The 16,164-nt window shown below is 71.5% G+C and carries 14 protein-coding genes and 1 pseudogene; 13 read left to right on the forward strand and 2 right to left on the reverse strand.

The window, feature by feature from the left end:
- Nucleotides 1-87: 87 nt before the first annotated feature.
- Nucleotides 88-927 (reverse strand): HAD family hydrolase, encoded by an 840-nt coding sequence (locus ACFWY6_RS19685; RefSeq protein ID WP_384691841.1) that lies wholly within the window; start codon nt 925-927, stop codon nt 88-90.
- Nucleotides 928-1,447: 520 nt separating this feature from the next.
- Here ACFWY6_RS19685 and ssd point away from each other — a divergent pair.
- The 7 genes and pseudogenes from ssd to ACFWY6_RS19720 form a co-directional block, all read left to right on the forward strand.
- Nucleotides 1,448-2,590: a septum site-determining protein Ssd gene (gene ssd / locus ACFWY6_RS19690; RefSeq protein ID WP_384691844.1), complete on the forward strand. Its 1,143-nt coding sequence runs from the start codon at nt 1,448-1,450 to the stop codon at nt 2,588-2,590.
- On the forward strand, nt 2,587-3,747 hold the full coding sequence (locus tag ACFWY6_RS19695; RefSeq protein WP_384691847.1) for a TadA family conjugal transfer-associated ATPase: 1,161 nt from the start codon (nt 2,587-2,589) through the stop codon (nt 3,745-3,747). Before ssd ends, ACFWY6_RS19695 begins: the two co-directional genes overlap by 4 nt.
- Nucleotides 3,744-4,625 carry a type II secretion system F family protein gene (locus ACFWY6_RS19700; RefSeq protein ID WP_384691850.1) on the forward strand — a complete coding sequence of 294 codons (882 nt, stop codon included), beginning with the start codon at nt 3,744-3,746 and terminating at the stop codon, nt 4,623-4,625. The genes ACFWY6_RS19695 and ACFWY6_RS19700 overlap by 4 nt, the downstream gene beginning before the upstream one ends.
- Nucleotides 4,622-5,395, forward strand: coding sequence for a type II secretion system F family protein (locus ACFWY6_RS19705; protein WP_384691853.1), 774 nt, complete (start codon nt 4,622-4,624; stop codon nt 5,393-5,395). The genes ACFWY6_RS19700 and ACFWY6_RS19705 overlap by 4 nt, the downstream gene beginning before the upstream one ends.
- A 36-nt stretch (nt 5,396-5,431) precedes the next feature.
- Nucleotides 5,432-5,647, forward strand: coding sequence for a DUF4244 domain-containing protein (locus ACFWY6_RS19710; RefSeq protein ID WP_384691856.1), 216 nt, complete (start codon nt 5,432-5,434; stop codon nt 5,645-5,647).
- 70 nt (nt 5,648-5,717) lie between these two features.
- Entirely contained in the window at nt 5,718-6,053 is a 336-nt protein-coding gene (locus tag ACFWY6_RS19715) for a TadE family type IV pilus minor pilin (RefSeq protein WP_384691859.1), read from the forward strand.
- A 110-nt stretch (nt 6,054-6,163) separates the two neighbouring features.
- A pseudogene (locus ACFWY6_RS19720) lies at nt 6,164-6,469 on the forward strand (Rv3654c family TadE-like protein); the annotation flags it as partial.
- A gap of 150 nt (nt 6,470-6,619) precedes the next feature.
- On the opposite strand, the gene ACFWY6_RS19725 reads toward ACFWY6_RS19720, so the two are convergent.
- Entirely contained in the window at nt 6,620-9,073 is a 2,454-nt protein-coding gene (locus tag ACFWY6_RS19725; protein WP_384691862.1) for a DEAD/DEAH box helicase, read from the reverse strand.
- A gap of 80 nt (nt 9,074-9,153) precedes the next feature.
- Between ACFWY6_RS19725 and bldG the strand changes: the two genes are divergently transcribed.
- The 6 genes from bldG (at nt 9,154) to ACFWY6_RS19755 (ending at nt 15,884) form a co-directional block, all read left to right on the forward strand.
- Nucleotides 9,154-9,495, forward strand: coding sequence for an anti-sigma factor antagonist BldG (bldG, locus tag ACFWY6_RS19730; RefSeq protein WP_003975386.1), 342 nt, complete (start codon nt 9,154-9,156; stop codon nt 9,493-9,495).
- A 114-nt stretch (nt 9,496-9,609) separates the two neighbouring features.
- Nucleotides 9,610-10,038: an ATP-binding protein gene (locus ACFWY6_RS19735; RefSeq protein ID WP_266863894.1), complete on the forward strand. Its 429-nt coding sequence runs from the start codon at nt 9,610-9,612 to the stop codon at nt 10,036-10,038.
- A 363-nt stretch (nt 10,039-10,401) separates the two neighbouring features.
- Nucleotides 10,402-12,810 carry a sodium-translocating pyrophosphatase gene (locus tag ACFWY6_RS19740; RefSeq protein WP_384691864.1) on the forward strand — a complete coding sequence of 803 codons (2,409 nt, stop codon included), beginning with the start codon at nt 10,402-10,404 and terminating at the stop codon, nt 12,808-12,810.
- 187 nt (nt 12,811-12,997) lie between these two features.
- Nucleotides 12,998-13,579: a small secreted protein gene (locus ACFWY6_RS19745; protein WP_266863890.1), complete on the forward strand. Its 582-nt coding sequence runs from the start codon at nt 12,998-13,000 to the stop codon at nt 13,577-13,579.
- Nucleotides 13,580-13,765: 186 nt separating this feature from the next.
- Complete coding sequence (locus ACFWY6_RS19750) at nt 13,766-15,292, forward strand: methyltransferase (protein ID WP_384691867.1); 1,527 nt, start codon at nt 13,766-13,768, stop codon at nt 15,290-15,292.
- A gap of 394 nt (nt 15,293-15,686) precedes the next feature.
- Nucleotides 15,687-15,884, forward strand: coding sequence for a hypothetical protein (locus ACFWY6_RS19755; RefSeq protein ID WP_384691870.1), 198 nt, complete (start codon nt 15,687-15,689; stop codon nt 15,882-15,884).
- Nucleotides 15,885-16,164: the final 280 nt, after the last annotated feature.

Genomic DNA, 16,164 nt, shown 5'->3' on the forward strand with positions numbered 1-16,164 from the left:
GGTCCTTGGTCTCGCGGGCCGTTGACTCCTTTGTACTCCTGTCCTGGGGTAAGCGGAAGTCCTGGCCCTACTTCTTTACTTTTAGGTTCAAATAAGGGTGAATCGGGCGCGGGGTGTCCGGCGCCTGCTGGCGAACCAGACGAGACCCGCTGTGGCAGCCGCCGCGCCCACCGCGGCCACCGCCACGAGCGCCGGACGGGACGGCTTCTGCCGCCGCTCCTTGAGCCGCACCGGACGGTGGAAGTCGAGAATCGGCCACCCGCGCGAGACGGCCTCGCGGCGCAGCGCGCGATCGGGGTTGACCGCGTGCGGATGTCCGACGGACTTCAGCATCGGGATGTCGGTCACCGAGTCGCTGTAGGCGTGGCAGCGGTCCAGGTCGTACCCCTCGGAGACCGCGAGCTCCTTGATGGCGGCCGCCTTGGTGGGGCCGTAGGCGTAGTACTCCACCTCGCCCGTGAAGCATCCGTCGTCGCCCACGACCATTCGGGTGGCGACCACCCGGTCCGCGCCCAGGAGCTCCCCGATCGGCTCGACGACCTCGGCGCCCGATGTGGAGACGATGACGACGTCGCGGCCAGCGGTGTGGTGCTCCTCGATGAGGGACGCTGCCTCGTCGTAGATGATCGGGTCGATCAGGTCGTGCAGCGTCTCGGCGACGATCTCCTTGACCTGCTGCACGTTCCATCCGCGGCAGAGCGCGGACAGGTACTCGCGCATCCGCTCCATCTGGTCGTGATCGGCGCCGCCGGCGAGGAAGACGAACTGCGCATAGGCGGTCCGGAGTACCGCCCTGCGGTTGATCAGGCCGCCTTGGTAGAACGACTTGCTGAAGGTGAGAGTGCTCGACTTCGCAATGACCGTCTTGTCCAGGTCAAAGAAGGCGGCTGTGCGAGGCAAGGAGTGGTTTTCCACGAGCCCGAGCATAGGCGCCCACCATTCGGCGTAAGGTGAGGCGCGTGGGTTTGCCTGAGAAGGCTCTCGGGTACACCATGGAAGTCACGGATCGTTCGCGACCGTGCTAACCCGGTCTGGCTCCTCCCCCCCCGAGTCGGACCGTGGGGACGACCCCCGCTCTCCCCCCCGGCGGGGGTCGTCGCATGTCCGGATGGGTTTTACGGGCTTCGTACGACTCCGATCCGATCACGTGACGCGTCTGGGCCGCCGATTCGGCGGCCCTTTCGCTTGCCCGTGATTCGTCACTGTGCGTAGCCGTCAGGCTGCACTGCGGAAGTCTTCGGGATGTCACCGGTATGGGTGAAGGGGATATTCACAGCCCACGTCTTGTCCACAGTAATTGACCAAGATCCACACGATTTCCGGGATCGCTGCACGCTGATTCCGCTCGTTCTGCACGCGAAGTTCATGGCCGGATTGCTTTGGCCGGTTCTTCGCCGATGTGGAACGCGGCATTCACGGGGCTTGGAGTGAGAGGGGGCAGGAGATCGTGGCTGGAGTGATTACGGACGACAGGCCGCCGCAGTCCGACGGACGGCAGAGCGGACCGCTGATCGTCACGGAAGATGTGGACCTGCTGGACGACCTGCTGCGGCTGTGCGCCGCGGCGGGCGCGCGACCCGAGGTGCAGCACGGGGTGCCGGAGCGCAGAGGCGGCTGGGACGCCGCCCCGCTCGTGCTGGTCGGGGACGACGCGGTGGACCGGGTGCGGGGGGCCGCGCGCAGGCGCGGGGTCGTGCTGGTCGGCAGGGATCAGGATGATTCCGGGGTCTGGCAGCGCGCGGTGGAGATCGGCGCCGACCATGTCCTCGTCCTGCCCGACGGCGAGCGCTGGCTGGTGGACCGCATCGCCGACGTGGCCGAGGGCGTGGGGCGGCCCGCGCTCACCGTCGGGGTGATCGGCGGGAGCGGTGGCGCCGGCGCGTCGACACTGGCCTGCGCGCTGGCGGTCACGGCGGCCCGCGCGGGGCGGCGCACGATGCTCGTCGACGCCGACCCGCTCGGCGGCGGGCTCGACCTGCTCCTGGGCGGCGAATCGGCCGACGGGCTGCGCTGGCCCGCCTTCGCCCAGTCCAGGGGACGGGTCGGCGGTGGCGCCCTCGAAGAGTCGCTGCCCGAGCTGCACTCGCTGCGCGTCCTCAGCTGGGACCGGGGCGATGCGGTGGTCATTCCGCCGGATGCCATGAGGGCGGTGATCGCGGCGGCCCGCCGGCGGGGCGGCGTGGTGGTCGTGGACCTGCCGCGCCGGGTGGACGAAGGAGTGGCCGAGGCGCTGGCCCAGGTCGACCTGGGGCTCCTTGTGGTTCCGGCGGAGCTGCGCGCGGTGGCAGGGGCGCGACGGGTCGCGTCGGCGGTGGGGATGGTGCTGCGGGACCTGCGAGTGGTGGTCGGAGGTGGCGCCGGCGGTCCGGCGGGTGCGGGCGGCTTCGGCGGCCTCGGCGGCTTCGACGCGGAAGAGGTCGCCAGGCTGATCGGGCTGCCACTGGTGGGTGAACTTCCCAGAGAAGCCGGACTGTTGGCGGCGCAGGCCGGGGGCATGCCACCAGGAGGCGTCGCACGGGGGCCGCTCGCGCGCTTCTGTACGGCCTTCTGGGAGCGGGTCCCCGTCGACGCCACCGGAGGCGGCTCATGAGCGCCGTCGTCGGGGCCAGGATGCTGGACGGAGTGCGCCAGTGGCTCGCCGAGAGCGGCACCGAGCCGACCCCGGCCCGGGTCGCCGAGGCACTCCGGGCGCAGGGCAGGGTGCTCGGCGACGCGGAAGTCCTCGGCGCGGCCACGCAGTTGCGCTCGGAGCTGGTGGGCGCCGGGCCACTGGAGTCCTTGCTCGCGGACGCCTCGGTGACCGATGTGCTGGTGTCCGCTCCCGACCGGGTGTGGGTGGACAGGGGCGGCGGCCTGGAGCTGACCACCGTGTTCTTCGAGGACGCGGCGGCGGTGCGGCGGCTCGCACAGCGGCTCGCGGCCGTGGCGGGGCGACGACTCGACGACGCGAGGCCCTGGGTGGACGCACGGCTCCCGGACGGCACCCGCCTCCACGCGGTGCTGCCACCGGTCGCCGTCGGCTCGACCTGCCTCTCCTTGCGTGTCGTACGGCCCAAGGCCTTCACCCTCGCGGAACTGGTCGCGGCCGGCACGGTGCCGCCGGGCGGGGACCGGGTGCTGCGGGCGCTGCTCGACGCGAGGCTCTCGTACCTGATCAGTGGCGGGACGGGCTCCGGCAAGACGACGCTGCTGAGCGCGCTGCTCGGCCTGGTCGGGCCGGGGGAGCGGATCGTGCTCGCCGAGGACTCGGCGGAGCTGCGCCCCGACCACCCGCATGTGGTGCGCCTGGAGGCCAGGCCCGCGAACCAGGAGGGCACGGGACAGGTGGGCCTGGACGACCTGGTGCGGCAGGCCCTGCGGATGCGGCCCGACCGGCTCGTCGTGGGCGAGGTGCGGGGCGCCGAGGTGGTCCATCTGCTGGCCGCGCTGAATACGGGCCATGAAGGCGGCTGCGGCACGGTGCATGCCAACGCGGCGGGGGATGTGCCCGCGCGGCTTGAGGCACTGGGGACGGCGGCGGGGCTCGACCGGGCGGCGCTGCACAGCCAGTTGGCGGCCGCGCTGTCCGTGGTCCTCCATCTCGTACGGGACCGGACAGGGCGGCGGCGGATCGCCGAGGTGCATGTCCTGGAGCGCGACCCGTCGGGCTTCGTGATGACCGTGCCGGCGCTGCGGTGGGGCGAGCGTTCCTTCGTACGGGAGCGCGGCTGGGAGCGGCTCGACGGGCTCCTCGGGGGTGCGCGGTGAGCACGGTGGGGGTGGTGGCGCCGGTGTGGGCGGCGGCGCTGTGCGCGGGAGGTGCGGCCTGGCTGTTGGCCGGGCGCGATCGGGCGCTGCGGCGGGCGAGGGTGGTGCTCGGTTGCGGTTCTGCGGTGCCGGACGGTTCGGCGTGGTGGCGGGCGGTGGCCGCGGCGAGCGGGCGGGTGCGGCACGAGTGGTGGTGCCTGGCGGGCGGGGCGGTGGTCGCGCTCCTCGGGGAGTCCGTGGTGCCGCTGGTCGTGGGCGCCGGGGGAGTGCCGTTGATACGGCGGGTGCGGCGGGCCCGGGACGCGCGGATCGCGGGGGAGCGGCGGGCCGCCGAGGTGATCGCGCTGTGCGGAACGCTCGCGGGCGAGGTGCGGGCGGGACGGCAGCCGGGCGAGGCGTTGAAGGCCGCGGTCGGTGGTCCGGATGCCGATGCCGGGGGTGGTGCAGGGCTGGGGGAGGCACGGGCCGCGGTGCTCGCGGCGGCGCGGTTCGGCGGTGACGTGCCGGGGGCGCTCGAGGCGGCCGCGCGCGAGCCGGGGGCGCAGGGGCTGCTGGGGCTCGCGGCGTGCTGGCGGGTGGCGGTGGACCGCGGCGCCGGGCTCGCGGCGGGGCTCGAACGGCTGGAGGGCGCGCTGCGGTCGGAGCGCGACCAACGTGCCGATCTGCGGGCCCAGTTGGCGGGAGCCCGGTCCACGGCGGTGATGCTCGCCGGGTTGCCCGTGCTCGGGCTGCTCATGGGCAGCGCACTCGGCGCGGCACCGCTGCGGGTGTTGCTGCACACGGGGGCGGGGCTCGGGTGCCTGGTGGTGGGCGGGGCGTTGGAGGGCGCGGGCGTGTGGTGGGCGCTGCGGATCGTACGAGGGACGGAGGAGCGATGAACGTGGTTGTCCACAAGCTGGGGGTGGCCGTGTGGGGAGCCGTGGCCGTCCTGTGGCTGGCGTCGGCGGTGCTGGCGGCGCGACGGGAGCGGGCGGTGCGGTGCCGGACGGGGGTGGTGCTGGGGGTGCCTGCCTCCAGTGGTCCGGCGCGGGCTTGGCCCTGGCGGCGGGAAGCGCTGCGGAGATGGCTCGCGGCGGCCGGTGCGGTGAGTGCCGGGTGGGTGCTGGTCGGAGGGGTTCCGGGCGCTCTGTTGGGGTTGGGCGCGGGATACGGGGTGTTGCGGTGGTGGCGCGGGCGGGGTGAGGCCGTCCCGGAGTTCGACGCCGCGGAGGCCTCTCGGCAACTGCCCTTGGCGGCAGATCTGTTGGCGGCCTGTGTCGCGGCGGGCGCGGGGCCCGTGGTGGCTGCGCAAGCCGTCGGGGAGGCGCTGAAGGGGCCGGTCGGTGAACGCCTGGCACGCGGGGCGGCGGAGGTGCGGCTCGGGAGCGAACCAGCCGATGCCTGGCGGATGTTGGCCGCGATACCGGGCGCGGGGGCGCTGGCCGGCCTGCTGGAACGGGCGGGCGAGTCAGGGGCTCCGGCGGCGGAGCCGGTGACGCGCCTCGCCGCGGACTGCCGGGCGGAACGGGGGCGTGCGGCGATGGCGGCGGCGCGCAGGGCCGGCGTGCTGATGACGGCGCCGGTGGGGCTGTGCTTCCTGCCCGCGTTCGTCGCGGTGGGGGTGCTGCCGGTGGTGATCGGCCTTGCGGAGGGCCTGCTGAAGGGCTGAGCGGCAGGCGGAATATACCGAACTGACAGAATTTTCATGGGGGTTGAGATGTGGGGACAGGTGTGTGCGCGGGGGCTGCGACGCGGGGTGCGTGCGGTGCGTGGGGACTCGGGGATGGTCACTTCGGAGTACGCGATGGGGCTGATCGCGGCGGTGGGGTTCGCCGGGCTGCTCTACAAGGTGGTGACGAGCGGGCAGGTCAGGGCGGCGCTGCAGGCGGTCGTGGAGAAGGCCCTCGATGTCCAGTTCTGAGAGGGCTCCGGGTGGGCGGAAGGTGTGGCGCTCGCTTCGGGCGCGGGATCGGGACCGAGACGCGGGGTTCGTGACCGCTGAGGCTGCCGTGGTGCTGCCGACGCTGGTCCTGTTCACGATGGCGCTGGTCTGGGCGCTGCTGACCGCGTCCGCGCAGATCCAGTGCGTGGACGCGGCGCGGGCCGGGGCTCGCGCGATGGCCCGGCAGGACCCCGAGAGCGCGGCCGTGGCGGCGGCCCGCCAGGCGGCGCCGCGCGGTGCGTCGGTGGCGGTGCGACGGGACGGCGACCTGGTCCGCGTGGCGGTCGTGGCCAACTCGCCGGGGCCGGAAGCGCTGGGGCTCGGGTTGCGGCTGCGTTCGGAGGCGGTGGCGTTGGCGGAGGAGACGGTGGGGGTGGGGACGTGAGGAGCGGCGAGGCCGGCACGGGCGCTTCCCGGCGGCCGGTCGGCACCGCGGCCGCCGCTTCGGGTCGGGGTGCCGCCACGGCCCCGTCGGACCGTGGCGCCGCCACCGCCGTGTCGGACCGTGGCGCCGCCACCGTCTGGGTAGTCGTCGTGATGGCCGTGTTGTGTGTGATCTGCGGCGCGGTTCTGGCGATGGGGCAGGTGATCGTCGCGCGTCATCGGGCGGGCGGCGCGGCCGACTTGGCGGCGCTCGCGGCGGCGGACCACTGGATGGAGGGGCGCTCCGGGGCGTGTGCGCGGGCCGGGCGGGTAGCCGAGGCGCAGGGGACGCGCATCGTGCGGTGCGCGGTGCACGGCGAGATCTCGGACGTCACCGCGGCGGCGGACTTCGGGCCGTTCGTGTCGGAGGTCAGATCGCGGGCGGGGCCGGCGGGTCCGGTAGCGCCGACGCCGGAGGTACCTGCCCTGGGGGCAGCCCCGGAGGTACCCGATCCGGAGTCACCCACAGCCGACGCGCCCGAGCCCGATCCGGGCGCGAACCTTGCGCCGCCGCGCGCGACTCAGCTGTCAGGCAGCCGGCGCGTCCCTGAGGAGGGTCGAGAGGAGGCGGACCGCGCCGCGTTTGTGGAGGGGGTCGTTGCCGTTGCCGCATTTGGGGGACTGGATGCAGGACGGGCAGCCGGCGTCACACTCACAGGAGGCGATGGCCTGCCGGGTGGCCGTCAGCCACTCGCGGGCCGTGTGGAAGGCCCGCTCGGCGAAGCCCGCGCCGCCGGGATGGCCGTCGTACACGAAGACGGTCGGCAGGAGCGTGTCCGGGTGCAGCGGCACGGAGACCCCGCCGATGTCCCAGCGGTCGCACGTCGCGAAGAGCGGCAGCATGCCGATGGAGGCGTGCTCGGCGGCGTGCAGGGCGCCGCCGAGGATCTCCGGATTGATCCGGGCGGCGTCCAGCTGGTCCTCGGTGACCGTCCACCACACCGCCTTGGTGCGCAGGGTGCGGGGCGGCAGGTCCAGCTTGGTCTCGCCGAGGACTTCGCCGGTGATCAGCTTGCGGCGCAGGAAGGAGACGACCTGGTTGGTGACTTCGACGGAGCCGTAGCAGAGGCGGCCCTCGCCCCAGGGGATCTCGACGTCCGTCTCCAGGATGGCGATGGCGGTGGTGTCGCGGGCGGTCGTGGAGTAGGGCGGTTCGGCCTGCTCGACCAGGGCCACCGAGTCCTCCAGATCGAGGTGCCGCACCAGATACGTACGCCCCTGGTGGAGGTGGACCGCGCCCTCGTGCACGGCGGTGTGCGCGGCGGAGGCGTCGACGGTGCCGAGCAGTCGGCCGGTGCCCTCCTCGACGATCTGGACGGGGCTGCCGCCCCCGCCGCGGATGTCGGTGAGGTCGGCGGCCCGCTCCCGGCGGGTCCAGTGCCAGGCCTTGGTGCGGCGGCGCAGCAGCTTCGCGGCCTCCAGTTGCGGGAGGAGCTCCTCGGCGGCGGGACCGAAAAGGGCCAAGTCCTCGTCGACCAAGGGAAGTTCCGCGGCCGCCGCGCAGAGGTGGGGCGCGAGGACGTACGGATTGTCGGGGTCGAGGACGGTGGACTCCACGGGCTGCTGGAACAGAGCCTCGGGGTGGTGGACGAGATAGGTGTCCAGCGGGTCGTCGCGGGCGACGAGGACGGCGAGCGCGCCCTGCCCGGAGCGTCCGGCACGCCCCGCCTGCTGCCAGAGCGAGGCGCGCGTCCCGGGATAGCCGGCGATGACGACGGCGTCCAACCCCGATACGTCCACGCCGAGTTCGAGGGCGGTGGTGGCCGCGAGGCCGAGGAGTTCCCCGGAGTGCAGCGCCTGCTCCAGGGCCCGGCGTTCCTCGGGGAGATAGCCGCCCCGGTAGGCGGCGACGCGGCGGGTGAGGGAGCGGTCGACCTCGGCGAGGCGTTCCTGGGCGATGACCGAGATCAGTTCGGCGCCGCGCCGGGAGCGTACGAAGGCGACCGAGCGGACGCCCTGGACGGTGAGGTCGGTCAGCAGGTCGGCCGTCTCGGCGGTGGCGGTGCGGCGGACGGGTGCGCCCTTCTCGCCGTGCAGCTCGGTGAGCGGGGGTTCCCAGAGGGCGAAGACGAGATCGCCGCGGGGCGAGGCGTCGTCGGCGACCTCCTTCACGGGCAGTCCGGTGAGGCGCTCGGCGGCGACGGCGGGCTCGGCCGAGGTGGCGGAGGCGAGGAGGAAGACGGGATCGGAGCCGTAGCGGGCACACAGCCGGCGGAGGCGGCGCAGGACCTGGGCGACGTGCGAGCCGAAGACGCCGCGGTAGGTGTGGCACTCGTCGATCACGACATAGCGCAGGGCGCGCAGGAAGGCGGACCAGCGGGGGTGGGACGGGAGTATCCCGCGGTGCAGCATGTCGGGGTTGGTCAGGACGTAGTTGGCGTACTGACGTACCCATTCGCGTTCCTCGACGGGGGTGTCACCGTCGTAGACCGCGGGGCGGATCGCGTTGCCGAGGGGGGCCGCGAGCTCGCGGACGGCGCGGCGCTGGTCGGCGGCCAGGGCCTTGGTGGGGGCGAGATACAGCGCGGTCGAGCCGCGGCCGTTGGGGGCCTCGGAGCCGTCGAGGAGTGCCGAGAGGACGGGGGTGAGGTAGGCCAGTGACTTTCCCGACGCGGTGCCGGTGGCGACGATGACCGACTCGCCGTCCAGGGCGTGCTCGGCGGCTTGTGCCTGGTGGGCCCAGGGGTGCTCGATGCCCGCTGCCTGGACGGCGGAGATGACCTCGGGACGGATGCGATCGGGCCAGACTGCATAGCGGGCCGCGCGCGGGGGCAAGTGCTCCGTATGAGTGACGCGCGAAGCACGGCTCGGTCCCGCGGTGAGCCGGTCCAGGACCGTCCGTGGAGACGTGCGTTCCGGGGCGCCCGTGGAGGGTTCGCCGGGAGGGGAAAAGTTGGCCATCGGCACCGAGTCTGTCACTGGCGGGATGGACAATGGTCCCAAGGCGTCGTGCACGCCTGCCGGTAAGTGATTGAATGCCATCGCGGCTGGCGATCCGTCCTGGGGGCTCTGCCGAGGTGTCCCGAGGGATGACCGCTCGATAGCAAGGTGCTGGAGGATCCGTGGACCTGTCCCTGTCGACCCGTACCGTCGGCGATCGTACGGTCGTCGAGGTCGGTGGCGAAATCGATGTGTATACCGCGCCCAAGCTGCGCGAGCAGTTGGTCGAGTTGGTGAACGACGGCAGTTTCCATCTGGTCGTCGACATGGAGGGCGTGGACTTCCTCGACTCCACCGGACTCGGCGTGCTGGTCGGCGGCCTGAAGCGGGTGCGTGCCCATGAGGGCTCGCTGCGCCTGGTCTGCAACCAGGAGCGCATTCTCAAGATCTTCCGCATCACCGGCCTGACCAAGGTGTTCCCCATTCACACCTCGGTCGAGGAAGCGGTCGCGGCCACCGACTGAGTGTCGGATGTCCCGGGCCGGCCGTCGGTCGGCCCCGGGGTGGCAGTACAAGCAGGGGACCGGGCCCTCGGCCCGGCCCTCTGACAGCACGCGCGTACGTCCGAGGGGGATTGCATGGCCACCGTTGAGCTCCGCTTCAGCGCGCTGCCCGAGCACGTCAGGACCGCCCGCCTCGTGGCGGCGGCCGTCGCGCGCAGGGCCGGGGTGGACGAGGCGGTCCTCGACGAGGTCAGGCTCGCCGTCGGCGAGGCCTGCACACGCGCCGTCGGTCTCCATCAGAGCAACGGCGTCGACGCGCCGGTGCGGGTCGCGCTGATCGAGGACGAGAAGCAGTTCTCCATCGAAGTGGGCGACGAAGCCCCCCGTTCGGCTCCCGGTGACCGGGTGCCCGGCTCAGGTGGCGAATCCGACGAGCTCGAGGGCGAGGACGAGATGGGTCTCGCCGTCATCAGCGGGCTCGTGGACGACGTGGAGGTCACCGCGGGCGAGTCCGGCGGACTCATTCGGATGACCTGGCCCACGACTCCGGCGACACTGACCTGACGCCACGCGGCCGGCCCCGCGCGGCGGGGTGCCGCGGTCCCTCAAGGTCCTGCTCCCGACCCGGTGAGCAGGGCCTTTCTTTTTGATCAATGCTTGATCACCGCACCGATCCATACTTTGATCATTTCTCCGGGGGATTGTCCCGGTCATTTGCCGCGGGCTTTGCGCCGAATGGCGTATCGGTCCAGCGACCCCCGTCAACGGTTTTGGGGCATTACCGCTTTCGGGGGCAATCCGCGGTCGCGATCATTTGCTGGGGAGCAATCTCGCGCCAATTCCGTTTGCGGCGCTCTGTTTTGATCAGGTTCCGCTCCCTACAATCCGTCCACATCTTGAGCTCAGCCCCAGCGTCAAGGAGGACGAATGGCGGGGCTTTCTACCCCTCATCAGTTTGACCACCCCTCAACCTTCGCAGCCGCAGTACTGACCGACGACAACCGCCTCATCGTGATGGTCATCGCGGCCGTCGCGATCGCGGCTCTCGTGGTCGCCTGGGTGCTCGTACGCCAGGTGCTCGCGGCCGACGAGGGCACCGACAGCATGAAGAAGATCGCGAAAGCGATCCAGGAGGGCGCCAATGCCTATCTGGGCCGGCAGTTGCGCACTCTCGGCGTATTCGCCGTCGTGGTGTTCTTCCTGCTCATGCTGCTGCCCGCGGACGACTGGAATCAGCGTGCCGGCCGATCGATCTTCTTCCTGATCGGTGCGGCGTTCTCGGCGACCACCGGCTATATCGGCATGTGGCTCGCCGTACGCAGCAATGTCCGTGTGGCGGCCGCCGCCCGAGAGGCCACCCCAGCGGAAGGTGAACCCGAAAAGGATCTCACCGCCGTATCGCACAAGGCCATGAAGATCGCTTTCCGCACGGGCGGCGTCGTCGGCATGTTCACGGTGGGGCTCGGTCTTCTGGGCGCCTCCTGTGTGGTGCTCGTCTACGCCGCCGACGCGCCGAAGGTCCTCGAAGGCTTCGGCCTCGGGGCGGCGCTGATCGCGATGTTCATGCGTGTCGGCGGCGGCATCTTCACCAAGGCCGCCGACGTCGGCGCCGACCTGGTCGGCAAGGTCGAGCAGGGCATTCCGGAGGACGACCCGAGGAATGCCGCGACCATCGCCGACAACGTGGGCGACAACGTCGGCGACTGTGCGGGCATGGCCGCCGACCTCTTCGAGTCGTACGCCGTGACCCTGGTCGCCGCGCTGATCCTCGGGAAGGTCGCGTTCGGTGACTCCGGACTCGCCTTCCCGTTGATCGTCCCGGCGATCGGCGTCGTGACGGCGATGATCGGGATCTTCGCGGTGGCGCCACGGCGCTCCGACCGCAGCGGCATGAGCGCCATCAACCGCGGATTCTTCATCTCCGCGTTCATCTCGCTGGCGCTCGTCGCGGTGGCCGTCTTCGTCTATCTCCCGTCCACGTACGCGGATCTGGACGGAGTCACGGACGCGGCGATCAGGGCACACGACGGCGATCCGCGGATCCTCGCGGTCGTCGCCGTGGCCATCGGCATCGTCCTGGCCGCGCTGATCCAGCAGCTCACCGGCTACTTCACGGAGACCACCCGGCGTCCGGTGAAGGACATCGGCAAGACCTCGCTCACCGGTCCTGCCACCGTTGTCCTGGCCGGCATCTCGATCGGCCTCGAATCGGCCGTCTACACCGCGCTGTTGATCGGGCTCGGTGTGTACGGGGCGTTCCTGCTCGGCGGTACGTCGATCATGCTCGCCCTCTTCGCGGTGGCCCTCGCGGGTACCGGGCTGCTGACCACCGTCGGTGTCATCGTCGCCATGGACACCTTCGGGCCCGTCTCCGACAACGCGCAGGGCATCGCCGAGATGTCCGGCGACGTCGAGGGCGCGGGCGCGCAGGTGCTCACCGACCTGGACGCCGTCGGCAACACCACGAAGGCCATCACGAAGGGCATCGCCATCGCCACGGCCGTACTCGCGGCAGCGGCGCTCTTCGGGTCGTACCGCGACGCCATCGCGGAATCGGCCAAGGACGTCGGCGAGAAACTCGGCGACGGCGCCCCGATGAACCTGGTGATGGACATCTCGCAGCCCAACAACCTGGTGGGCCTGATCCTGGGCGCCGCGGTCGTCTTCCTCTTCTCGGGGCTCGCGATCAACGCGGTGTCGCGGTCGGCGGGAGCCGTGGTCTACGAGGTGCGGCGGCAGTTCCGCGAGCACCCCGGGATCATGGACTACAGCGAGGAACCGGAGTACGGGCGCGTCGTCGACATCTGCACCAAGGACGCGCTGCGCGAGCTGGCCACGCCGGGTCTGCTCGCCGTGCTCACGCCGATCGCGGTCGGCTTCTCGCTCGGCGTCGGCGCACTCGGCTCGTTCCTGGCCGGCGCGATCGGAACGGGCACGTTGATGGCGGTGTTCCTCGCCAACTCCGGCGGCGCGTGGGACAACGCGAAGAAGCTCGTCGAGGACGGTCACCACGGCGGCAAGGGCAGCGAGGCCCATGCCGCGACGGTCATCGGTGACACCGTCGGCGACCCGTTCAAGGACACCGCGGGTCCGGCGATCAACCCCTTGCTGAAGGTGATGAACCTGGTGGCGCTGCTGATTGCGCCCGCGGTCGTCCAGTTCAGTTACGGGGACGACGCCAGCGCCGGGTTGCGGGCACTGATCGCGGTGCTTGCCATCCTGGTCATCATCGGCGCGGTGTACATCTCCAAGCGCCGCGGCATCGCCGTGGGCGACGAGGAGGACGGAGGCGAGGAGCGGGTGGCGAATTCGGCCGACCCCGCCGTGGTCTCGTAACACCGGGTCAGACCCTGCCCAACACGCGGGCGGACGGCGCGTTTTGACGCGGCGTCCGCCCGTCGTGTGTGTGGTGAGCCTTCTCTCGCCTTGTTTGTGTGGTGCAAATGGCTTTAATAGCGGGCGTAACGGACCTCTGGCATGCGGTTGTAGCCCAGTTGGCGTGTAAGTTCCGGGGCCGAGAGCCATGGAAGGGACCAATCCGGTGAACAAGAAGCTTGCTGCCGCACTGTCCGGCGGTGCGGTACTGGTACTGGCGCTGTCGGGCTGCAGCGACGACGGGAACGAGGAGCTGGACGCCTGGGCCAAGGACGTCTGCGACTCGGTGCAGCCGCAGTCGAAGAAGATCGCTGACGCCAATGCCGCGATCCAGAAGGAGACGTCGGACAACAGCTCGCCGGAGGACGTCCAGAAGACCGACTCCAAGGCGTTCCAGGACATGTCCGACGCCTACAAGGCGATGGGCGCCGCGGTGAAGGACGCGGGTGCCCCGCCGGTCGACGGGGGTCAGAAGAAGACCGATGACGCGGTCAAGGAGCTGAACGCGATCTCCAAGTCGTACGGCGACCTGAAGAAGAAGGTCGACGGGCTCGACACCAAGAACCAGGCGGACTTCGCGGATGGGCTGAAGTCCGTCGCGGGTGAGTTGGACAAGCTGAGCAAGAGTGGGAACGAGGCGTTGGAGAAGTTGCAGGAGGGTGAGGTGGGGAAGGCGATGAGCAAGCAGGACAGCTGCAAGTCGGCTTCCGCTACGCCTTCCGCGTCCTAGGACCCTCTTTTTTGCTGTGCTGCCCCGGAGCTGGGTTTCCCCCGGCGTCGGGGCAGCGTTGCGTTGTGTCGGTGCCCGGCGGCTGTGGGCTGTGCCCACCCGTTCCGCCGTGCGGAACGCCTGCCCACAGCGGGGGCGGCCGGCTGTGCACAGCGGGGAGAGGTGGATGCGGGTCACAATGAGGGGGTGAGTATTGCTAGCGCCCCCCTGCCCTCGTCCGATCGTCTCGATGTTGCCGCTCAGTTGCGGGAAGCCCTGCTGGCGGTCGACTTCACCGCTGATGGGCTGCTCGAACTCCTTGGGGCGCCCGCCTATGCCGCGCTCGCGCGCAGCGAGACCGTGCCCGCGCTGCGGGCCACGCGTGGTGACGGGGCGCTGGAGACGCTCGTACGGCTCTTCCTGTTGCAGCGGACCGTGCCGCACGCGCGCGTGGCGGCGGTTTTGCCGGTCGACGCTCTCCTGGAGAGCGGTTGGCTGGCCGAGGCGGACGGCGGCCTCGCGGCGACCGTGGACGTGCGGCCGTACGGCGGTCCTGACGGCGAGGACTGGTTCATCGTCTCGGACCTCGGGTGCGCGGTCGGCGGTGCCGGCGGCATCGGCAGCCATGACGAGGGTGTCGTGCTCGGGGTCGGCGGGGCGTCCACGACGCTCGCGGGGCTCACCGTGCGTACGCCGGTGGAGAGCGCGCTCGACCTCGGCACCGGCTCCGGGATCCAGGCGCTGCACGCCGCGCAGCACGCGACGCGGGTGACCGCGACGGACCTCAACCCCCGGGCGCTGCACATCACCCGGCTCACCCTCGCGCTGTCCGGGGCCCCCGTCGCCACCGTGCTCGAGGGCTCGCTCTTCGAGCCGGTGGGCGAGGAGACGTACGACCTCATCGTGTCCAATCCGCCCTTCGTGATCTCGCCCGGGGCGCGGCTCACCTACCGCGACGGCGGGATGAGCGGGGACGATCTGTGCCGGTCGCTCGTTCAGCAGGCGGGGGAAAGACTGAACGAAGGGGGGTACGCGCACTTCCTGGCCAACTGGCAGCACGTGGACGGCGAGGAGTGGACCGAGCGGCTCCGCTCCTGGGTGCCGCGTGGGTGCGACGCGTGGATCGTGCAGCGCGAGGTGCAGGACATCACGCAGTACGCCGAGCTGTGGCTGCGGGACGCGGGGGATCACCGGACGGATCCGGAGGAGTACGCGGCGCGGTACGACGCGTGGCTCGACGAGTTCGACGCCCGTAAGACGCGCGCGGTCGGGTTCGGCTGGATCACTCTGCGCAAGACGGCTGCAGCCGCAGGGAGCGCCGAGCCGTCGGTGACCGTGGAGGAGTGGCCGCACCCCGTCGAGCAGCCCCTCGGCGAGACGGTGCGGGCGCACTTCGCGCGCCAGGACTTCCTGCGGGCGCACGACGACGCCGCGCTGCTCGCCGGGCACTTCAAGCTCGCCGACGAGGTGGTGCAGGAGCAGGTCGGCCTGCCGGGTGCCGAGGATCCGGAGCATGTCGTGCTGCGCCAGCACCGCGGGATGCGGCGCGCCACCAAGGTGGACACGGTGGGGGCGGGCTTCGCCGGGGTGTGCGACGGGTCGCTGAGCGCCGGGCGGATCCTCGACGCCATCGCCCAACTGGTCGGTGAGGACCCCGTATTGCTGCGGGACCGCACGCCCGCGCAGATCCGGCTGCTCGTGGAGCAGGGCTTCCTGGAGCCGGCCGGGGTCTAGCACGCCATGCGTCCAGGCGGGTAGCCGCCTGCGGGCGATGGCGGTACGGCAGGTCCCGTACGCGACCGCGACCGCGCTGGGCCATCGGGTCGGTTTGCGTGCCGAAGAGCGCCGGAAAACCGGGACCGCATCGGGTCGGTACCGGTGCTGCGGCGTGCGGCGTCGCACAGTGGTCCACAAGAAGGTGCGTACGGCGCGAACAGGCTCCGTGGCGACGAGTTCCGGTCGAGTTGGGCGCCGTCGGGTCTGCCGGCGGGGCCCGAAGGCGTGTACGGAGCGGTGTGGGCCGGCGGTGACGCGCGCCGGGCGCCCGCCGTTAACCCGGGGTTCGCGCCCCGGCTTCCCGGGCGTGCCAAGTTCCCAAGCCGGGAAGTCGGTACGGGGAGGAAATGCCATGGAGAGTGGGCCAGCGATCTTCGCGGGCACGGTGTTCGCGCTGTTCGGAGCCGGGCTGCTGCTCTGGACCGGGGCACGCGTGGCACACCGCGCACCCGTCGCCCACGGTGTGAACCCTGTCGCATCGGCGACGCTCGCCGTGCTCGCCGGAGCGGGCGCACTGGTGCTCGGAGTGTGGTGCTTCACCCGGCTGTGAGTGTGATGCCTCACCCCGCTGTGTCGGTAGGTGGCGGTGGCCGCGCGGACGATGTCGGCGGATGTGCGGCGGGACCGGGCCGTAGGCCCGCCGCCGGTGGTCAAAGGGCAGGTCGCCACTCCGGGCGGCAGGAAGGGCGGTAGTCGGGTTACCGTTCGAGTGGCCGTTGTGGGCTTTTCCCGTTTGACACGGGGGCGGGATGTACCGTCACACTCCGCAGCGACGGCGCAACTCAAGCGCACCGAGCGAGGCCAGCCAGTACGGCCACCGAGTACTGGTA

This window comes from Streptomyces sp. NPDC059037, assembly GCF_042740015.1.
Lineage (GTDB): Bacteria > Actinomycetota > Actinomycetes > Streptomycetales > Streptomycetaceae > Streptomyces.